Annotated in this window: 10 protein-coding genes and 2 pseudogenes; 2 read left to right on the forward strand and 10 right to left on the reverse strand. The window is 60.9% G+C overall.

Features of this window, described 5'->3' with window-relative positions; genetic code table 11:
* Positions 1–155: 155 nt before the first annotated feature.
* Positions 156–2,039: an ATP-dependent zinc metalloprotease FtsH gene (gene ftsH, locus F506_RS18855; protein WP_053199968.1), complete on the reverse strand. Its 1,884-nt coding sequence runs from the start codon at positions 2,037–2,039 to the stop codon at positions 156–158.
* 326 nt (positions 2,040–2,365) lie between these two features.
* Entirely contained in the window at positions 2,366–3,010 is a 645-nt protein-coding gene (locus F506_RS18860; protein WP_053199969.1) for an RlmE family RNA methyltransferase, read from the reverse strand.
* 96 nt (positions 3,011–3,106) lie between these two features.
* Here F506_RS18860 and F506_RS18865 point away from each other — a divergent pair, with 96 nt between their 5' ends.
* A complete protein-coding gene (locus tag F506_RS18865) occupies positions 3,107–3,571 on the forward strand; it encodes a YhbY family RNA-binding protein (protein WP_053199972.1) in 465 nt (154 codons plus the stop codon).
* A 129-nt stretch (positions 3,572–3,700) separates the two neighbouring features.
* On the opposite strand, the gene greA is transcribed toward F506_RS18865, so the two are convergent.
* The 7 genes and pseudogenes from greA to mdeB all read right to left on the reverse strand — a co-directional run bounded on the left by greA (position 3,701) and on the right by mdeB (position 15,153).
* Positions 3,701–4,183, reverse strand: a complete 483-nt coding sequence (greA, locus tag F506_RS18870) for a transcription elongation factor GreA (protein ID WP_053199973.1) — start codon at positions 4,181–4,183, stop codon at positions 3,701–3,703.
* Positions 4,184–4,386: 203 nt separating this feature from the next.
* Positions 4,387–7,620: a carbamoyl-phosphate synthase large subunit gene (gene carB, locus F506_RS18875; protein ID WP_053199975.1), complete on the reverse strand. Its 3,234-nt coding sequence runs from the start codon at positions 7,618–7,620 to the stop codon at positions 4,387–4,389.
* Positions 7,613–8,647: pseudogene (gene carA / locus F506_RS18880) on the reverse strand (glutamine-hydrolyzing carbamoyl-phosphate synthase small subunit); the annotation flags it as partial. The pseudogene carA and the gene carB, both read right to left, overlap by 8 nt.
* Positions 8,643–10,430: pseudogene (recQ, locus tag F506_RS18885) on the reverse strand (DNA helicase RecQ); the annotation flags it as partial. The pseudogenes recQ and carA, both read right to left, overlap by 5 nt.
* The gene (locus tag F506_RS18890; protein ID WP_053199979.1) at positions 10,431–11,303 is read right to left on the reverse strand and encodes an undecaprenyl-diphosphate phosphatase; all 873 of its coding nucleotides are present in this window, start codon (positions 11,301–11,303) and stop codon (positions 10,431–10,433) included.
* An 18-nt stretch (positions 11,304–11,321) separates the two neighbouring features.
* Entirely contained in the window at positions 11,322–12,176 is an 855-nt protein-coding gene (locus F506_RS18895; protein WP_053199980.1) for an undecaprenyl-diphosphate phosphatase, read from the reverse strand.
* 265 nt (positions 12,177–12,441) lie between these two features.
* Complete coding sequence (gene mdeB, locus F506_RS18900; protein WP_053199983.1) at positions 12,442–15,153, reverse strand: alpha-ketoglutarate dehydrogenase; 2,712 nt, start codon at positions 15,151–15,153, stop codon at positions 12,442–12,444.
* Between the two features lie 135 nt (positions 15,154–15,288).
* On the opposite strand from mdeB, the gene F506_RS18905 reads away from it, so the two are divergent.
* Positions 15,289–15,762 carry an Lrp/AsnC family transcriptional regulator gene (locus tag F506_RS18905; RefSeq protein ID WP_053199985.1) on the forward strand — a complete coding sequence of 158 codons (474 nt, stop codon included), beginning with the start codon at positions 15,289–15,291 and terminating at the stop codon, positions 15,760–15,762.
* A gap of 211 nt (positions 15,763–15,973) precedes the next feature.
* Here F506_RS18905 and F506_RS18910 read toward each other — a convergent pair whose 3' ends face one another.
* Complete coding sequence (locus F506_RS18910; protein WP_053199987.1) at positions 15,974–17,701, reverse strand: methyl-accepting chemotaxis protein; 1,728 nt, start codon at positions 17,699–17,701, stop codon at positions 15,974–15,976.
* Positions 17,702–17,862 lie beyond the last annotated feature (161 nt).

Genomic DNA, 17,862 nt, shown 5'->3' on the forward strand with positions numbered 1-17,862 from the left:
ACTGGCGCCTGAGGCGCCCAAGGCGATATTGTCGTTATTGATTCGCCCGCCTCCGGACTGCATGCCGCTGTCAGCTAACCGCCTGGAGACGAAACAAAGAAAAAGGGCGAGGATTGCTCCTCACCCCGAGACCAGCTTCGTGCCCTGCCCCGTGATCAGGCGGGAGCGGTAGCGGTCGGCGAAATATCGCCTGGCGTATTGTCGGAAGACTTCTTGGCCGGAAGACCGGACTTCGGCGGACGCGGTTCGTTGCCTGCCATGATGTCGCTGATCTGGTCGGCGTCGATGGTTTCCCACTCGAGCAGCTTTTGCGCCATCACTTCGACCTTGTCGCGATTCTCTTCCAGCAGGCGGCGCGACAGCGCGTATTGCGTGTCAAGGATGCTGCGGATTTCCGCATCGACCTTTTGCTGCGTCGCTTCCGAAACGGTCTTCGATGCCATGCGGCCGAAGTAGGCGTCTTGCTCGGTGTCCTCGTAGACCATCGTGCCCAGCGCTTCGGACATGCCGTAACGGGTCACCATGGCGCGCGCCAGCTTGGTTGCGCGCTCAAAGTCGTTGGAAGCGCCGGTCGACATCTGATGCATGAAGATCTCTTCTGCGATACGGCCGCCGAACAGGATGGCGATCTCTTCGAGCATCTTGTCCTTGTACATGTTGACGCGGTCATGCTCAGGCAACTGCCAGGTCAGGCCGAGTGCGTAGCCGCGCGGCATGATCGTGACCTTGTGGACCGGATCGGCTTTCGGCAAGAGCTTGGCGACGACGGCATGGCCGGATTCATGGAAGGCGGTATTGCGGCGCTCTTCCTCGCGCATCACGGCGGACTTGCGTTCCGGACCCATGACGATCTTGTCCTTGGCGTCTTCGAAGTCCTGCATTTCCACCAGGCGCTTGCTGCGGCGCGCGGCGAACAATGCGGCTTCGTTAACCAGGTTGGCCAGGTCGGCACCCGAGAAGCCGGGCGTGCCGCGCGCCAGGATATCGGCCTTGACGTCAGGCGCGATAGGCACCTTGCGCATGTGGACGTAGAGGATTTGTTCGCGGCCGCGGATATCCGGCAGACCGACCATCACCTGGCGGTCGAAACGGCCCGGACGCAGCAACGCCTTGTCCAGTACATCGGCGCGGTTGGTTGCAGCGATCACGATGACGCCGGAGTTGGCTTCGAAGCCATCCATCTCGACCAGCATCTGGTTCAGTGTCTGTTCACGTTCGTCATTGCCGCCGCCCATGCCGGCGCCGCGATGGCGGCCGACTGCATCGATTTCGTCGATGAAGATGATGCACGGTGCGTGCTTCTTGGCATTCTCGAACATATCGCGAACGCGCGATGCGCCCACGCCGACGAACATTTCAACGAAATCGGAACCGGAGATGGTGAAGAACGGCACCTTGGCTTCGCCGGCAATTGCGCGAGCCAGCAATGTCTTACCGGTACCCGGAGGACCAACCATCAGCACGCCGTGAGGAATGCGGCCGCCGAGTTTCTGGAATTTGGTTGGATCGCGCAGGAATTCGACCAGCTCCTGCACTTCTTCCTTTGCTTCATCGCAACCGGCGACGTCGGCAAAGGTGACCGAATTGCTGTTTTCATCGAGCATGCGCGCCTTCGATTTGCCGAAGGAGAACGCGCCGCCCTTGCCGCCGCCCTGCATCTGGCGCATGAAGAACACCCACACGCCGATCAGCAACAGCATCGGGAACCAGGAGATGAATACTTGCGACAGGAAGGATTGTTCTTCAGGCTGCTTGACGTCGAATTTCACGCCGTTGTTCAGCAGATCGCCGACCAGGCCGCGGTCCAGATAGGTCGCGGCGGTTTTGACCTTTTTGCCATCTTGGGTTGTCGCGACGATGCTGCGATCTTCGATGGTGGCGTCCTTGATGTGACCGGCTTTTACTTCGCTGATGAAGTCGGAGTAAGCGATCGGTGTAGCGCCCGACGCCAGGCTGCGGCTGTCGAACTGTTTAAAGACCATAAACAGCACAAGCGCGATGACCACCCAGATGGCGGCTTTGGAAAACATGTTGTTCACTAGAACTCCTCCGACGCGAGCGCGCCTCATTACCTTATATATATCCGATTTTACTCGGATTCATCTGCGCTTACTAGGAAACCGTCCATACCGGCAGTCCTGCTCTGAACTACGGCAAACAGGCGGACAAACTTGAATGCGGAAAGACGGCAACATCACGTCGGAAACGCCTTCAAAACCGGCGCAAACGATGCCTTTCGGACATGCAAAAAGGAAGGCTCCCTGCAGTCGATGTGTGGCCGGATAGCGTGAAATCAAGGAGAAAAATGGGCTAAACGCCGGTTTATCACGCAAGTTTTACGATAAAACACCGGACACCGCAGGACTTACTTCGGATTTTTCAGGATCTTGCCCAAAAGGAAAATTTCCGACGACTTGTCCCGGCTGGCCTTGGGCTTCTTCGACGTCACCGTCTTGAATTCGGCGCGGAATTTGTGCACCAGCTCGTTGTAACCGGTGCCGTTGAAGCATTTCACCAGGACGGAGCCGGTCGGCTTCATGTGCGCCTGAGCGAATTCAATTGCCAGATCGATAAGATGCTCGACCCGCGCCGCGTCGGAAATCGCCACGCCGGAAAGGTTCGGCGCCATATCGGACAGCACCAGGTCGACCTGGCGACCATCCAGGATCGCTTCCAGCTGGCGCAGAGAGTCTTCCTCGCGGAAGTCGCCCTGGATGAAGTGGACGTCGGCGATCGGATCCATCGGCAGCATGTCCAGCCCGATGATGGTGCCGCGGATGCCTCCGCCTTCGAGACCGGCCAGCTTGTTGCGGGCGTATTGCGACCAGCTGCCGGGCGTCGAACCGAGGTCGACGATGACCTGGCCGGGCTTGATCAGCTTCTCTTCCTCGTCGATTTCCTTGAGCTTGTAGGCCGCGCGCGCGCGATAGCCTTCCTTCTGCGCAAGCTTCACATACGGGTCGTTAATGTGATCGTGCAGCCAGTTTTTGTTTAATTTCTTCTTTGCCATTCGCGTAGAATACTGGTTTTAAATATTGAGGGACAGAGTTCGGTCCGGTTCTTGCCGGCCTCAGGCTACAAGCCGCTCTCCCACCGGAAACAAACTATGTTGAAACTTACTCCTGCAGAGCGCAGTGAATTGCGTGCCGAAGCGCATGGCCTGAGCCCTGTCGTGATCGTCGGCGAAGGCGGCCTGACGCCGGCCGTTACCAAAGAAATCGACGCCAGCCTGAACGCCCATGGCCTCATCAAAGTACGCGTGTTCGGCGATGATCGCGAAGCGCGCATCGCGATTTACGACACCATCTGCGCAGAGCTGAAAGCAGCTCCCGTGCAACACATCGGCAAGCTGCTGGTGATCTTCCGTCCGAAAAAGGACGCCATCAAGGAACGCAGCGAAACACGCGGCAAGGGCATGCGCGAAGTCACCATCGTCAAACCCAGCGCCAGCGGCACCAAGCGTCCATCGGTGACCAAGGTCATGATCAAGGGCAACGAACGCGTTACCGCAGGCGGCTCGATCAAGCGCGCCAAACCGCGTCAGAAAAGCGCCAAGAAATCCATGGGCTGACGGGCCGTTTTTCATCCGGTCAGCACAAGAAAAAATGCCCGCGACAGCGGGCATTTTTTTACCGCCGCAGCGCCGTCGATTTCAAACAGCATTCATCAACAGCGCCTGCGCCGGCCTTTGCGCTACGGCTTAAACGTAACGCACTTCCAGGATTTCATACTCGCGCACGCCGGACGGCGCTTCGACGGCAACCACGTCGCCGGCGCTCTTGCCGATCAATGCACGTGCGATCGGCGACGTCACCGACACCTTCGACACCTTGATGTCGGCTTCGTCGATACCGACGATCTGGTAGGTCACCTTTTCACCGCTGTCCAGGTTTTCCAGATCAACCGTCGCGGCAAACACCACGCGGCCATCGGCGCCCGAACTCAATGTCGCCGGATCGACGACCAGCGACGAACCCAGCTTGCCTTCGAGGTCGGCAATGCGGCCTTCGATGAAAGCCTGGCGCTCCTTGGCGGCATCGTATTCGGCATTTTCCGACAGATCGCCTTGCGCACGCGCTTCGGCAATCGCGTTGATGACCGCCGGACGTTCTTTGGTTTTCAGACGCTGCAACTCTTCCTTCAGAAGCTCTGCACCATACTTGGTGATGGGAACTGTACTCATAAAACTCTCAACAAAAAAATGAGGCACTTTTGTATGACTTGCCCCATAAGGCTGTTGGGACATTGCCCTGAGACGGTCGCCCGTCCAACGCAATGTCCCAACAGCCCTCGCGGGCAAATACAGAGTTTGCCGTTAAAAAAGACACAGAGGGCATCGAATACTCAGATGCCCTCTGTGGCTAGCAATAAAACGTGTATGTGGGTTTAGTGTATAGCTTTATGCAGCCCTTGTAAATCATACACATCCAGCGCATCCAGATGGCGCATGCCTTCCACCGCAGCCTCTGCGCCGGCGATGGTCGTGAACGTCGTCACGCGCGCCGCCAGCGCCGAAGTACGGATGGCGCCGGAGTCGGCAATCGCCGTACGCTTTTCTTCGACCGTGTTGACCACCAGCGTGATCTCGTTGTTCTTGATCATGTCGACGATATGCGGACGACCTTCGACCACCTTGTTCACGGTGGTCACGGGAATGCCGGCGGCGCTGATGGCGCTGGCTGTCCCCTTGGTCGCAACGATCAGGAAACCGAGACCGACCAGGTCCTTCGCCACTTGGACCGCGCGCGGCTTGTCGCTGCCCTTGACGCTCAGGAATACCTTGCCCGATGTCGGCAGCTTGACGCCGGCGCCCAGCTGCGACTTGACGAAGGCTTCGCCGAAGGTCTTGCCCACGCCCATGACTTCACCGGTCGACTTCATTTCAGGTCCGAGGATCGTGTCGACGCCCGGGAATTTCACGAACGGGAACACGGCTTCCTTGACGCTGAAGTAAGGCGGGATCACTTCGTTCTTGATGCCCTGGCTGTCCAGCGACTGGCCGACCATGCAGCGCGCGGCGATCTTCGCCAGTTGCAGGCCGGTTGCCTTCGAGACGAACGGCACGGTGCGCGATGCGCGCGGGTTCACTTCCAGCACGAAGACGACGTCTTGCAATTTGCCGTCGACTTCGGTTTGCTGGATGGCGAACTGCACGTTCATCAGGCCGACCACGTTCAGGCCCTTGGCCATCAGTGCTGTCTGGCGCTTCAGTTCGTCAATGGTGTCTTTCGCCAGCGAGTATGGCGGCAGCGAGCAAGCCGAGTCGCCCGAGTGCACGCCGGCTTGTTCGATATGTTCCATCACGCCGCCGATGAAGGTGCGCTCGCCGTCCGACAGACAGTCGACGTCAACTTCGATCGCGTCGTTCAGGAAGCGGTCCAGCAGCACCGGCGAGTCATGCGAGACCTTGACCGCTTCGCGCATGTAGCGCTCGAGGTCGCGTTGCTCGTGGACGATTTCCATCGCGCGGCCACCCAGCACGTACGAAGGGCGCACCACCAGCGGATAACCGATTTCCTGCGCCAGGCGCAGTGCGTCGGCTTCCGTGCGTGCGGTGCGGTTCGGCGGCTGGCGCAGACCGAGGTCCTGCAGCATTTTCTGGAAACGCTCGCGGTCTTCGGCGGCGTCGATCATGTCAGGCGAGGTGCCGACGATAGGCACGCCGTTGGCTTCCAGATCCAGCGCCAGCTTCAGCGGGGTCTGGCCGCCGTACTGAACGATCACGCCGACCGGTTTTTCCAGCGCGACAATTTCCAGCACGTCTTCCAATGTCAGCGATTCGAAGTACAGACGGTCGGACGTGTCGTAGTCGGTCGAGACGGTTTCCGGATTGCAGTTGACCATGATGGTCTCGTAACCGTCTTCGCGCATTGCCAGCGCAGCGTGGACGCAGCAATAGTCGAATTCGATGCCCTGGCCGATGCGGTTCGGACCGCCGCCCAGCACCATGATCTTCTTCTTGTCGGTCGGCTTCGATTCGCACTCTTCCTCATAGGTCGAGTACATGTACGCTGTGTTGGTCGAGAATTCGCCCGCGCAGGTATCGACGCGCTTGTAGACCGGACGGATGTTCAGCGCATGGCGCTTCTCGCGCACGGCGGTGTCGGTGACCTTCAGCAGCTTGGCCAGGCGACGGTCGGCGAAGCCCTTTTGCTTGAGCTTGTACAGCGTCGCCTTGTCCAGGCCTTCCAGTGTCTGGCCATTTTCCAGCCACAATTCGATGTCGACGATTTCCTTGATCTGCGACAGGAACCACGGATCGATGTGCGTCAGGCCATGCACTTCTTCCAGCGTGAAACCTTGCGCGAATGCATCGCCCACGTACCAGATACGGTCGGGACCGGGCTCGCCCAGTTCTTCCTTGATGGTTTCGTGGTCGGTGGTCTTTTCGTTCATGCCGTCAACGCCGACTTCCAGGCCGCGCAGCGCTTTCTGGAACGACTCCTGGAAGGTGCGCCCGATCGCCATGACTTCACCGACCGACTTCATTTGCGTGGTCAGATGGTTGTCGGCTTGCGGGAACTTCTCGAACGCAAAGCGCGGAATCTTGGTAACGACGTAGTCAATCGACGGTTCGAACGAAGCCGGGGTCGCGCCGCCGGTGATTTCGTTGCGCAGCTCGTCCAGCGTGAAACCGACCGCCAACTTGGCAGCGATCTTGGCGATCGGGAAACCGGTCGCTTTCGAAGCCAGCGCCGACGAACGCGACACGCGCGGATTCATTTCGATGACGATCATGCGGCCGTCGGCCGGATTGACCGAGAACTGCACGTTGGAGCCACCGGTGTCGACGCCGATTTCACGCAGCACCGCCAGCGAGGCGTTACGCATGATCTGGTATTCCTTGTCGGTCAGCGTTTGCGCTGGGGCGACCGTGATGGAGTCGCCGGTATGCACGCCCATCGGATCCAGGTTTTCGATCGAGCAGACGATGATGCAGTTGTCGGCCTTGTCGCGCACGACTTCCATCTCGTACTCTTTCCAGCCGATCAGCGATTCTTCAATCAGCAGTTCGGTGGTCGGCGATGCTTCCAGGCCGCGCTTGCAGATGGTTTCGAATTCTTCGGCGTTATAGGCGATGCCGCCGCCGGTGCCGCCCATGGTGAACGATGGGCGAATGATGACCGGGAAGCCCAGTTCCTTCTGCACGGCCCATGATTCTTCCAGGGAATGCGATACGCCCGAACGTGCGGAACCCAGACCGATCTTGGTCATGGCGTCCTTGAACTTGGAGCGGTCTTCGGCCTTGTCGATGGCTTCCGGCGAGGCGCCGATCAGTTCGCAACCGTATTTTTCGAGCACGCCGTTGCGGTGCAGATCGAGTGCACAGTTCAGCGCGGTCTGGCCGCCCATGGTCGGCAGGATCGCGTCCGGCTTTTCCTTGGCGATGATGCGTTCCACCACTTGCCAGGTAATCGGCTCGATGTAGGTGACGTCGGCCATTTCAGGGTCGGTCATGATGGTCGCGGGATTGCTGTTGACCAGAATGACTTTGTAGCCCTCTTCACGCAGCGCCTTGCAGGCTTGCGCACCGGAATAGTCAAATTCGCAGGCCTGACCGATGATGATCGGACCGGCGCCGATGATCAGGATGCTTTTAATGTCGTTACGCTTAGGCATGTTTCTTTTTCTCCATCATCGCCACAAATTTATCGAACAGGGGGGCGATGTCATGCGGCCCGGGCGATGCTTCGGGGTGGCCCTGGAAGCAGAACGCGGGCTTATCGGTACGGGCAAAACCTTGCAGCGAGCCATCGAATAGCGACACGTGCGTGACACGGCAGTTGGCAGGCAAGGTCGCGGCATCCACTGCAAAACCGTGGTTTTGCGACGTGATCAGCACTTGCTTGGAGTCCAGATCCTGGACCGGGTGATTGGCGCCGTGGTGGCCGAACTTCATCTTCAGCGTCTTGGCGCCGGAAGCCAGCGCCATGATTTGATGGCCGAGGCAGATGCCGAAGGTCGGGATGCCGCGCTCGATCAGTTCCTTGGATGCGGCAATCGCGTAGTCGCATGGCTCCGGATCGCCGGGACCGTTGGACAGGAAGATGCCGTCCGGATTCAGGGCCAGCGCTTCGGCGGCAGTCGCCTGCGCCGGCAGCACGGTGACCTTGCAGCCGCGCTCGGCGAGCATGCGCAGGATGTTGTACTTGACGCCGTAGTCGAAGGCGACCACGTGGAATTTCGGCGTGATTTGCTGACCGTAGCCGCGACCCAGTTTCCACTCGGTTTCGGTCCAGTTGTAGGCTTGTTTGGTCGACACCACCTTGGCCAGGTCCATGCCGGCCAGCCCCGGGAAACCGCGCGCCAGTTCCAGCGCCTTGGCGGTTGCCGCTGCGATGTCGGTCTCACCCGCGACGATGGCGCCGCTCTGGGCGCCCTTTTCGCGCAGGATGCGGGTCAGCTTGCGCGTGTCGATATCGGCAATGGCCACGATGTTGCTGGCCTGCAGGTATTCGGTCAGTGTTTGCTTGGTGCGGAAATTGGAGGTCAGGCGCGGCAGATCCTTGATGATCAGGCCGGCAGCGTGGATCTGCGAGGCTTCGACGTCTTCGGCATTGACGCCGGTGTTGCCGATATGCGGGTAAGTCAGTGTGACGATCTGGCGGCTGTAGCTGGGGTCGGTCAGAATTTCCTGATAGCCGGTCCCCCACACCGGTGACGCCGCGCAGGTCGTCGAGCGATGACGGCCTGGCCTTGGCGATTTCGCGCATGGTGGCGTCGTGGAAGATGACGTAGGCCGGCACGTTGTGCTTGCGCGCGGTCTCGACGCGCCACCAGCGCAGCTTGTCGAAGATCCCCTGCTCTTCGGTCGAGAGATCGGTTTCGGCGTAGTTGGATTTGGAGGACGTGCGTTTCGGCTTGACCGGTTTCTGGTACTGGCGCAACTGGATTTTCTGTTCGCCGCGCAGGACCGGCTTCGCCTCTTCGGTCAGCTTGAGAGAGCTGTAGTTTTCGTGGTCGACGGTCAGCAAACCGAGCGCGATGACCTGGCGCAGCACGGCGCGCCATTCGGCTTCGCCATACTCGCTGCCGATGCCGAACACCGACAACTGGTCGTGACGCCATTGCTTGACCCTGTCGCCATCGATGCCGCGCAAGACATCCAGCACGTGGCCAGCGGCGAAGCGCTGCTCGACGCGATAGACGGTCGACAGCAGCTTTTGCGCCATCAGGGTGCCGTCGAAGGATACCGGCGGCGTCAGGCAGATGTCGCAGTTGCCGCAGGCTTGCTGGCCATGCTGGCCGAAATAGTCGAGCAGGCGCACGCGGCGGCAATGCAAGGTCTCGCACAGTCCCAGCATGGCGTCGAGCTTGATGCCGAGCACGCGCTTGAAGGTTTCGTCGGCTTCCGACTCGGAGATCATGCGGCGCTGCTGCACCACGTCCTGCAGGCCGTAGGCCATCCAGGCGTTGGCAGGCAAGCCGTCGCGGCCGGCGCGGCCGGTTTCCTGGTAATAGCCTTCGATGCTCTTGGGTAGGTCCAGATGGGCGACGAAGCGCACGTCGGGCTTGTCGATGCCCATGCCGAAAGCGATGGTGGCGACCATGACGATCTTGTCTTCGCGCAGGAACCGCGCCTGGTTGGCAGTGCGCTTGGCGTAGTCCATGCCGGCGTGATACGGCAGCGCGTTGATGCCGCTCTGCTTGAGGAATTCGGCGGTTTCTTCGACCTTCTTGCGCGACAGGCAATACACCACGCCGGCGTCGTCGGGATGCTCGCTCTCGATGAAGTCGAGCAGCTGCTTGCGGCCGTTGGCCTTCTCGACGATCTGATAGCGGATGTTCGGGCGGTCGAAGGAAGACACGAACTGGCGCGCGTCTTCGAGCTGCAGGCGATGGATGATTTCTTCGCGGGTCTGCTGGTCGGCGGTCGCGGTCAGCGCGATGCGCGGGACGTTGGGGAAGCGCTCATGCAGCACCGACAGCTTGATGTACTCGGGGCGGAAGTCATGACCCCATTGCGATACGCAATGCGCCTCGTCGATGGCGAACAATGCGATGTGCGCCGCTTCCAGCAGGTCCAGGCAGCGCGGCGTCATCAGGCGTTCGGGAGCGACATAGAGCAAGTCGATATCGCCGCTGCGCACGCGCCGCTCGATCTGCATCGCTTCGTCGAAGGTCTGGGTGGAGTTGAGGAAGGCCGCACGCACGCCGACTTCAGCGAGCGCATCGACCTGGTCCTGCATCAGCGCGATCAGCGGCGACACCACCACGCCCACGCCGTCGCGCACCAGGGCCGGCACCTGATAGCACAGCGACTTGCCGCCGCCGGTCGGCATCAGCACCAGGGCGTCGCCGCCTTGTACGACATGCTGGACGATGTCGGCCTGCTGGCCGCGGAACGACGGGTAGCCGAATACGGTTTCGAGTATGTGCAGCGCCTTACCCTGCTGCTCCTCAACGCGCTCTGACACGATTTTTGACATTTAGTGCAAGTACCCTTTGCTGACCGCAACCAGCAAAAACGCGCCGAGTGCTGCGCGATAAACAATGAAAGGCCAGGTCGAGAAGCGCTCCAGGAATTTCATCAATCCCCAGATCGCGCAAAACGCCGACAGGCTCGCCACCACGATGCCGAACAGCAGCAGCGACCATGCCTGCAGCGGAATCTGCGCGTGCAGCAGCACGGCCAGTTCCTTGAGACCGGCCAGCGCAATCGCCGGCAGGCCGAGCAGGAAGGAAAAGCGCGCCGCTTCTTCCCGCTTGAAATTGAGGAACAGCGCGGCAGTCAGCGTCGAACCCGAACGCGACACGCCTGGAATCAGCGCACCGACCTGCGCAATGCCGACGATCAGCGCGTCACGCAAACGCATCTCGTCGACGCTGCGACGGTGGCGGCAAGCCAGCTCGGCAATCGCCAGCAAGATCGCCATGGCGATGCACGACCAGCCGATCACCGACAGGCTGCGCAGCGGCGAGCCGCAGGCGTTCAGCACGTGCGACAAGGCCAGTCCGGCGATGCCGATGGGGATGGTCGCCAGGACGATGGCGACGGCCAGGCGAAACATCGGGCTGTTGAAATCGCGCTGTTTCCACGCGGCGATGCTGCCGGTGGTGACCGCCGAGACATCGCGCCAGAAATAGCTGACCACCGCAGCCAGCGCCGCCAGTTGCATCGCCGCCGAAAACGCCGCCCCCGGATCGTGCCAGCCCAATACCGCCGGCACGATGCGCATATGCGCCGTGGACGAGATCGGCAGCAGTTCGGTGATGCCTTGCACCACGCCGAGGAAACCGATCTGCAGATAGTCGAGAGAGGCGAAACCGATATCCAGACCGGCGCTGCACGCATTTGCCACGATATTTCCTTTTTTGTCTTACTCGACCCAGGCCACGACGCCGGTGTAGGCGGTGCCGAGGATCACCAGGCCGAACAGGATGCGGTACCACGCGAACACGGTGAAATCATGCGAGCTGATGTAACGCAGCAGCCAGCGCACGCACAGGAAGGCCGAGACGAAAGCGGCCACGGTGCCGACCGTGAACAGCGGCACGTCGGCGGCGCTCAGCAGCGCGCGTTCCTTGTACAGCGAATAGATGGTGGCGGCGAACAGCGTCGGGATCGCCAGGAAGAACGAGAACTCCGTGGCCGCCTTGCGCGACAGGCCGAACAGCATGCCGCCGATGATGGTGGCACCGGAACGGCTGGTGCCGGGAATCAGCGCGAAGGCTTGCGCGCAGCCCACCTTGAAGGCGTCCAGCGGCGTCATGTCGTCGACCGAATCAATGCGCGAGGACGAGTAGCCCATACGGCCTTTGTTGCGGCGCTCGACCCACAGGATGACCAGGCCGCCGACGATGAAGGCGATCGCCACCGGCACCGGTGCGAACAGCACCGCCTTGATCTTCTTGCTGAACAGGAAACCGAGGATCGCCGCCGGCAGGAAGGCGATGATCAGGTTGATCACCAGGCGCTGCGCCTTGCGGTCGGTAAACAAGCCGCCCAGCACCGAAGCGATGCGTACGCGATATTCCCAGCATACCGCCAGGATGGCGCCGGCCTGGATGACGATCTCGAAGACGTCGACTTTTTCCTTGGAAAAACCCGGACCGGCGAAATTGAGCAGACTGCCGGCAAGGATCAGATGTCCGGTGGAAGAAATCGGAAGAAATTCGGTCAGGCCTTCTACGATGCCCATGATGAGCGCTTTGAGCGCGAGGATAGTGTCCATGCTGAGGGAAATGAGGGAAAGTGGGTGAGCTGAATCAGTGTTTGCCGGCGGCAACGCCGGGCGAAGTCAGCATTTTACTGGCTTGGCGCGGAAGGTGGTGGTTTTGCGCCAAAGTCCGCTTCCTTGGCGGAATTTTCTCGAATAATGTCAGGGCTGCGTCAGCAATGAGAAATGCCGCCAATAAAAAACGCCACCCGCGCTTGTGGCGACGGGTGGCGTTCACATCGCCGCACGGATAAGCGGCGAGGTTTTTACTACCAAACGATCAGACCGAAGTCGACAGGGGCTTGTCCAGGTCGACGCCCAGCCGGGCTGCGGCATCCTTGAGCCTGGCGGCATCGGCGCCGAACACTTCGGTCAGCGCGGTGTAGGCGATCCAGCGTGCATCGACTTCGAAGAAGTCGCGCAGATTGGCGCGCGTGTCGCTGCGGCCGAAGCCGTCAGTGCCGAGCGTGACGTAACGCGCCGGCACGTAGGCGCGGATGCTTTCGGACAAGGTGCGTACGTAGTCGCTGACGGCGATGACGGGCGCCTTGCCGGCTTGCAGTTGCTGCGTGACATAGGGCAGGTCGTTCTTCGCGCCCGGCTGCAGGCGTGCCCGGCGTTCCGCTGCGATGCCGTCGCGCGCCAGCTCGGTGAAGCTGGTGACGCTCCAGACTTCGGCCGTGACGCCGAACTGCTCCTGCAGCGTGCGCGCGGCTGACAAGGCTTCCTTGAGCATCGGGCCGGCTGCCAGCAGGCGCACCTGCGCGCCGGCTTTTTCTTCGAGGCAGTACATGCCGCGCAAGATGCCGTCCTTGACGTCGCGATCCTGCGGCAAGCTCGGTTGCACTTCGTTTTCGTTGGTGACGGTGACGTAATAGAACACGTCTTCGTTGCGCTCCAGCATGCGACGCATGCCGTCGTCGACGATGACCGCCATTTCGTAGGCGTAGGCCGGATCGTAGGAGACGCAGTTGGGGATGCCGGCGGCGGTCACGTGGCTGCTGCCGTCCTGGTGTTGCAGGCCCTCGCCGCCGAGCGTGGTGCGGCCGGACGTGGCGCCGATCAGGAAGCCGCGCGCACGCTGGTCGGCCGCCGCCCAGATCAGGTCGCCGATGCGCTGGAAGCCGAACATGGAGTAGTAGATGTAGAACGGCAGCATCGGCAGGCCGTGCACCGAATAGCTGGTCGCCGCCGCCGTCCACGACGAAATCGCACCGGCTTCGGTGATGCCTTCTTCGAGGATCTGGCCATCCCTGGCTTCGCGGTAGGACAGGATGGAGCCGATGTCTTCCGGCTCGTACAACTGGCCTTGCGAGGAATAAATCCCGACCTGGCGGAACAGGTTGGCCATGCCGAAGGTGCGCGCTTCGTCAGCGACGATCGGCACCACGTAGCGGCCGAGGTCGGCGTCCTTGAGCATGCTGCCGAGCATGCGCACCAGCGCCATGGTGCTCGACATTTCCTTGCCTTCTGCGTCGAGCGCAAACCTGGCGTGGGTCTCGATGGCCGGCACGCGCAACTGGGCCTTGCCGTCGGCGTTGGCGACCCGGCGCGGCATGCGTCCGCCCAGCGCGGCGCGGCGCGCCAGCAGATGCTTCATCTCGGCGCTGTCGCCGGCCGGCTTGTAGAACGCCAGGTTCTTGCATTGCTCGTCGCTGATCGGCAGCTTGAAGCGGTTGCGGAAAGCAATCAGCACTTCCTCGTCGAGCTTCTTTTGCTGGTGCGTGGTCATCTTGCCTTCGCCGGCCGCGCCCATGCCGTAGCCCTTCTTGGTCTGCGCCAGGATCACGGTCGGCTGGCCGCGATGGTTGGCGGCGGCGGCGTAAGCGGCATGGATCTTCTTCATGTCGTGGCCGCCGCGGCGCAGGCGGTTGATTTCTTCGTCGGTGAGCGTCTCGGCGATGCGGCGCGTGCCGGCGGACTGGCCGAAGAAGTGCTCGCGGTTGAAGGCGCCGTCGTTGGCGGCAAAAGTTTGTAATTGGCCGTCGACGGTGCGGTTGAGCGCATCGATCAGTTCGCCGTCCTTGTCGCGCGCGAACAGGCTGTCCCAGTCCGAACCCCACAGCAGCTTGACGACATTCCAGCCGGCGCCGGCAAAGATCGTCTCCAGTTCGTCGACGATATGGCCGTTGCCGCGCACCGGTCCGTCCAGGCGCTGCAGATTGCAGTTGACCACGAAGATCAGGTTATCGAGTTTTTCGCGCGAGGCCAGCGAGAGCGCCGCCAACGATTCCGGCTCGTCCATTTCGCCGTCGCCGAACACACCCCACACCTTGCGGCCCTGATCTTGCAGCAGGCCGCGATGTTCCAGGTAGCGCAGGAAACGCGCCTGGTAGATCGCATTGATCGGACCTATGCCCATCGAGCCGGTCGGGAACTGCCAGAAGTTGGGCATCAGCCATGGATGCGGATACGACGACAGGCCTTGCTTGCCGTGCTTCTTGGCTTCGATCTCGCGGCGGTAAAAGCCGAGGTCGTCTTCGGTCAGTGCGCCTTCCAGGAAAGCGCGGGCATAAATGCCCGGCGCCGAATGCGGCTGGAAGTAGACCAGGTCGCCGGCGAATTGCGCATCGTCCTCATGGCGCGCGCGGAAGAAATGGTTGAAGCCGACTTCGAACAAGTCGGCGGCGGAGGCGTAGCTGGCGATGTGGCCGCCCAGTTCACCGTAGGCGCGGTTGGCGCGCACCACCATCGCCAGCGCATTCCAGCGCATGACCGAGGCCAAGTGTTCTTCTATCGCTTGGGCGTCGGAGCCGCCCGGAAACGGCGGCTCCTGCTCGGGACGAATGGTATTGATATAGGGGGTGTTGCGGGCGTCGCGCCAGTTGATGCCCCATTGCTGGGCGGCGGCCGACATGCGCGACAGCAGGAAGCGCGCGCGGTCGGGTCCGACTTCCTGCAATACGCCTTGCAGCGCCTGCAGCCATTCCTGGGTTTCCTGGGCGTCGATATCGATGTCTTTGGCGATGCCGCTTGCTGATGACAGATCCACTTTCTTGTCTCCTCCGGGTAAGTTGATCACTGTACGCCTGAGCAGGCCGCATGAGTCACTGAAATCACCGCTTTGACATACAATAAACAGCAAGATATGCCGCCATCACATCATTCACGGAGATAAATTCTGCATATGGAACTCGACGCCATCGATTTACGTATTTTGAGCATGCTGCAGCAAAACAGCGCGCTCAGCAATCTCGAACTATCCGCCAGGATCAACCTGTCGCCGTCGCCGACGCTGGCGCGGGTCAAGCGGCTGGAAAATGAAGGCATCATCTCGCGCTACGTCGCACTGGGCAACCCGCACCTGCTCGGACTCAAGGTCAACGTGTTCATCAAGATCAGCCTGGAGAAACAGGAGTCGGGGACGCTGGCGCAGTTTGAAGAGGCGGTGAGCGCCTTCGACGAAGTCATGGAGGTCTACCTGATGACCGGCGACGAAGACTATCTGTTGCGCCTCGTGGTGCCGGACCTGCAGGCGCTCGAACATTTCGTGCTGGACCACCTGACCAAGATTCCCGGCATCAAGAACATCCGCTCCAGCTTCGCGCTCAAGCAGGTCAAGTACAAGACCGCGCTGCCGCTGGGCAACCTGCCGCGCTGACCCGATCCGTTGGTCCAAAAAAAAGGCGGATCGCATTGCTGCGAACCGCCTGCACACCGATGTTCTCACATCGGTTAATGAGGCCGTGCTGCACCTCATTCCCTCACCCCACTACCTTGCTACTCACTTCCTACTACCCCCCACACACTTCCTACTACCCCCACTACAAATTCATTGAGCTGCAGATTGCCTGCCTTGAGCGCCTGCCGGATTACGCGGCGTAGCTCAGGTTATCCAGCGACAATGTCGGTGCGCCGGCCGGCTTCGGCAGATGATGCACCTGGGCGGCTTTGGCCGGGACGGCGTTGCGGCTTGTCTTCGGGACGACAGCCTGAGCTACCTGTGTTGCCTGTGTTGTCCGTTCTGTCTCGTAGTGCATATGCTGATCGTCGAGCTTGAACACGCTGACCAGTTCGGCCAGGCTGCTGGTCTGGCTTTGCATCGAGGCTGCTGCGGCTGCGGCCTCTTCCACCAGCGCGGCGTTTTGCTGCGTGACCTGATCCATCTGTGTGATGGCGTTGTTGATCTGTTCGATACCGCGCGTCTGTTCGTCGCTGGCCGAGCTGATGTCGCCCATGATGCTGGTGACGCGCTGGATGCTGTCGAGGATCTCGCCCATGGTGGCGCCGGCTTCATCGACCAGCGCTGCGCCGGCGTCGACCTCGGCCACCGAGGTGCCGATCAGTTGCTTGATTTCTTTTGCTGCCGAAGCCGAACGCTGGGCCAGGCTGCGCACTTCCGAAGCCACCACCGCGAAACCGCGGCCTTGTTCACCGGCACGTGCGGCTTCGACCGCAGCGTTCAGCGCCAGGATGTTGGTCTGGAATGCGATACCGTCGATGACGCCGATGATGTCGACGACCTTCTTCGACGATTCATTGATCGATGTCATGGTTTCGACGACGCGGGCCACTACAGCGCCACCCTTGACGGCGATGTCGGAGGCGGTTGTCGCCAGCTTGTTGGCTTGCTGTGCGTTCTCGGCGTTTTGCTTGACGGTGGCGGTCAGTTCTTCCATCGCCGACGCGGTTTCCTGGAGGGAACCGGCTTGTTGTTCAGTGCGCGACGACAGGTCCAGGTTGCCGCTGGCGATTTCGCCCGAGGCGGTAGCGATGGTGTCGGTGCCGTGGCGGACGTCGCCGACGATGCGCAACAGGTTGTCGTTCATTTCCTTGAGCGCCAGTTTCAGTTGACCCAGTTCATCCTTGCTGTCGACGGTGATGGTGCTGGTCAGGTCGCCGGTGCTGACATTTTGTGCAATCGTCACGGCCTCTTGCAGCGGACGCGAAATCGAACGGGTCAGCCACCAGGCGATCAGCGAACCGAGCAGCAGCGAGACGGCGCTCAGGGCAAACATGGTCCACTTCGATACTTCGTAGGCTTCTTGCGCGGTGGTGACGCTTTCATGGGTGCGGGCACGCATCACGACATTGAATTCCGAGATATGGGCGATCACCTGCTTGAGCAGCGGCATGCACTCGGCGATCAGCGAGGCCTTGGCTGCTTCGGTCTGTTGGGTAGTCGCCAGTGCGCCGATTTTGGTGGCGATCGGCAGGTATTTGGCTTCCAGCGCGCGCAGCTGTTCGAGCATGTTGCGTTCCTGGGCAGTGGCGTCGGCCGGATTCTTCATCAGGGCGGTCAACTCCGCCATGCCGCTGTCGATGTCTTTCTGCGCTTTGGTGACCAGTTCGATGTCCCCTTTTTGTTGCACCGGGTCGGTCACCAGCACCAGGTTGCGAGCGGCGACGGCGCGCAGGCCGATGGCGAACTGGACTTTGCTCAGCGCCAGCAATTTGCCTTCGTCGACCGATGTAATGAACTCGACATGGTCGTTCAGCTTCGAGACCTGGCGCAGGCCGAACGTCGCTCCGGCGACCAGCAGTGCCAGGACGACGCCGAAACCAATAGTGAGGCGGACGCCGATTTTCCAGTTCTTCATGTTGTTCTTCCTTGGGGTTGTATGAGGGTCTTCTGGGACTGCCGGGTATTGCTAGTGGGTGGACGGATTTTCAGACAGATCGGGGCGGGTGAATATCGGGCTTTTCCTGAATGGATGAAAGCACATGCTTTCCTTGTGGAAACCGGGCGGCATCGGGCTTG

Origin of the sequence: Herbaspirillum hiltneri N3 (assembly GCF_001267925.1) — a bacterium.
Lineage (GTDB): Bacteria > Pseudomonadota > Gammaproteobacteria > Burkholderiales > Burkholderiaceae_D > Herbaspirillum > Herbaspirillum hiltneri.

Coding starts and splice junctions, on each gene's coding strand:
- F506_RS18865 (WP_053199972.1), top strand. CDS start 3,107: ATGTTGAAACTTACTCCTGCAGAGCGCAGTGAATTGCGTGCCGAAGCG.
- carB (WP_053199975.1), bottom strand. CDS start 7,620: ATGCCTAAGCGTAACGACATTAAAAGCATCCTGATCATCGGCGCCGGT.
- F506_RS18905 (WP_053199985.1), top strand. CDS start 15,289: ATGGAACTCGACGCCATCGATTTACGTATTTTGAGCATGCTGCAGCAA.
- F506_RS18895 (WP_053199980.1), bottom strand. CDS start 12,176: ATGGACACTATCCTCGCGCTCAAAGCGCTCATCATGGGCATCGTAGAA.
- F506_RS18860 (WP_053199969.1), bottom strand. CDS start 3,010: ATGGCAAAGAAGAAATTAAACAAAAACTGGCTGCACGATCACATTAAC.
- F506_RS18910 (WP_053199987.1), bottom strand. CDS start 17,701: ATGAAGAACTGGAAAATCGGCGTCCGCCTCACTATTGGTTTCGGCGTC.
- greA (WP_053199973.1), bottom strand. CDS start 4,183: ATGAGTACAGTTCCCATCACCAAGTATGGTGCAGAGCTTCTGAAGGAA.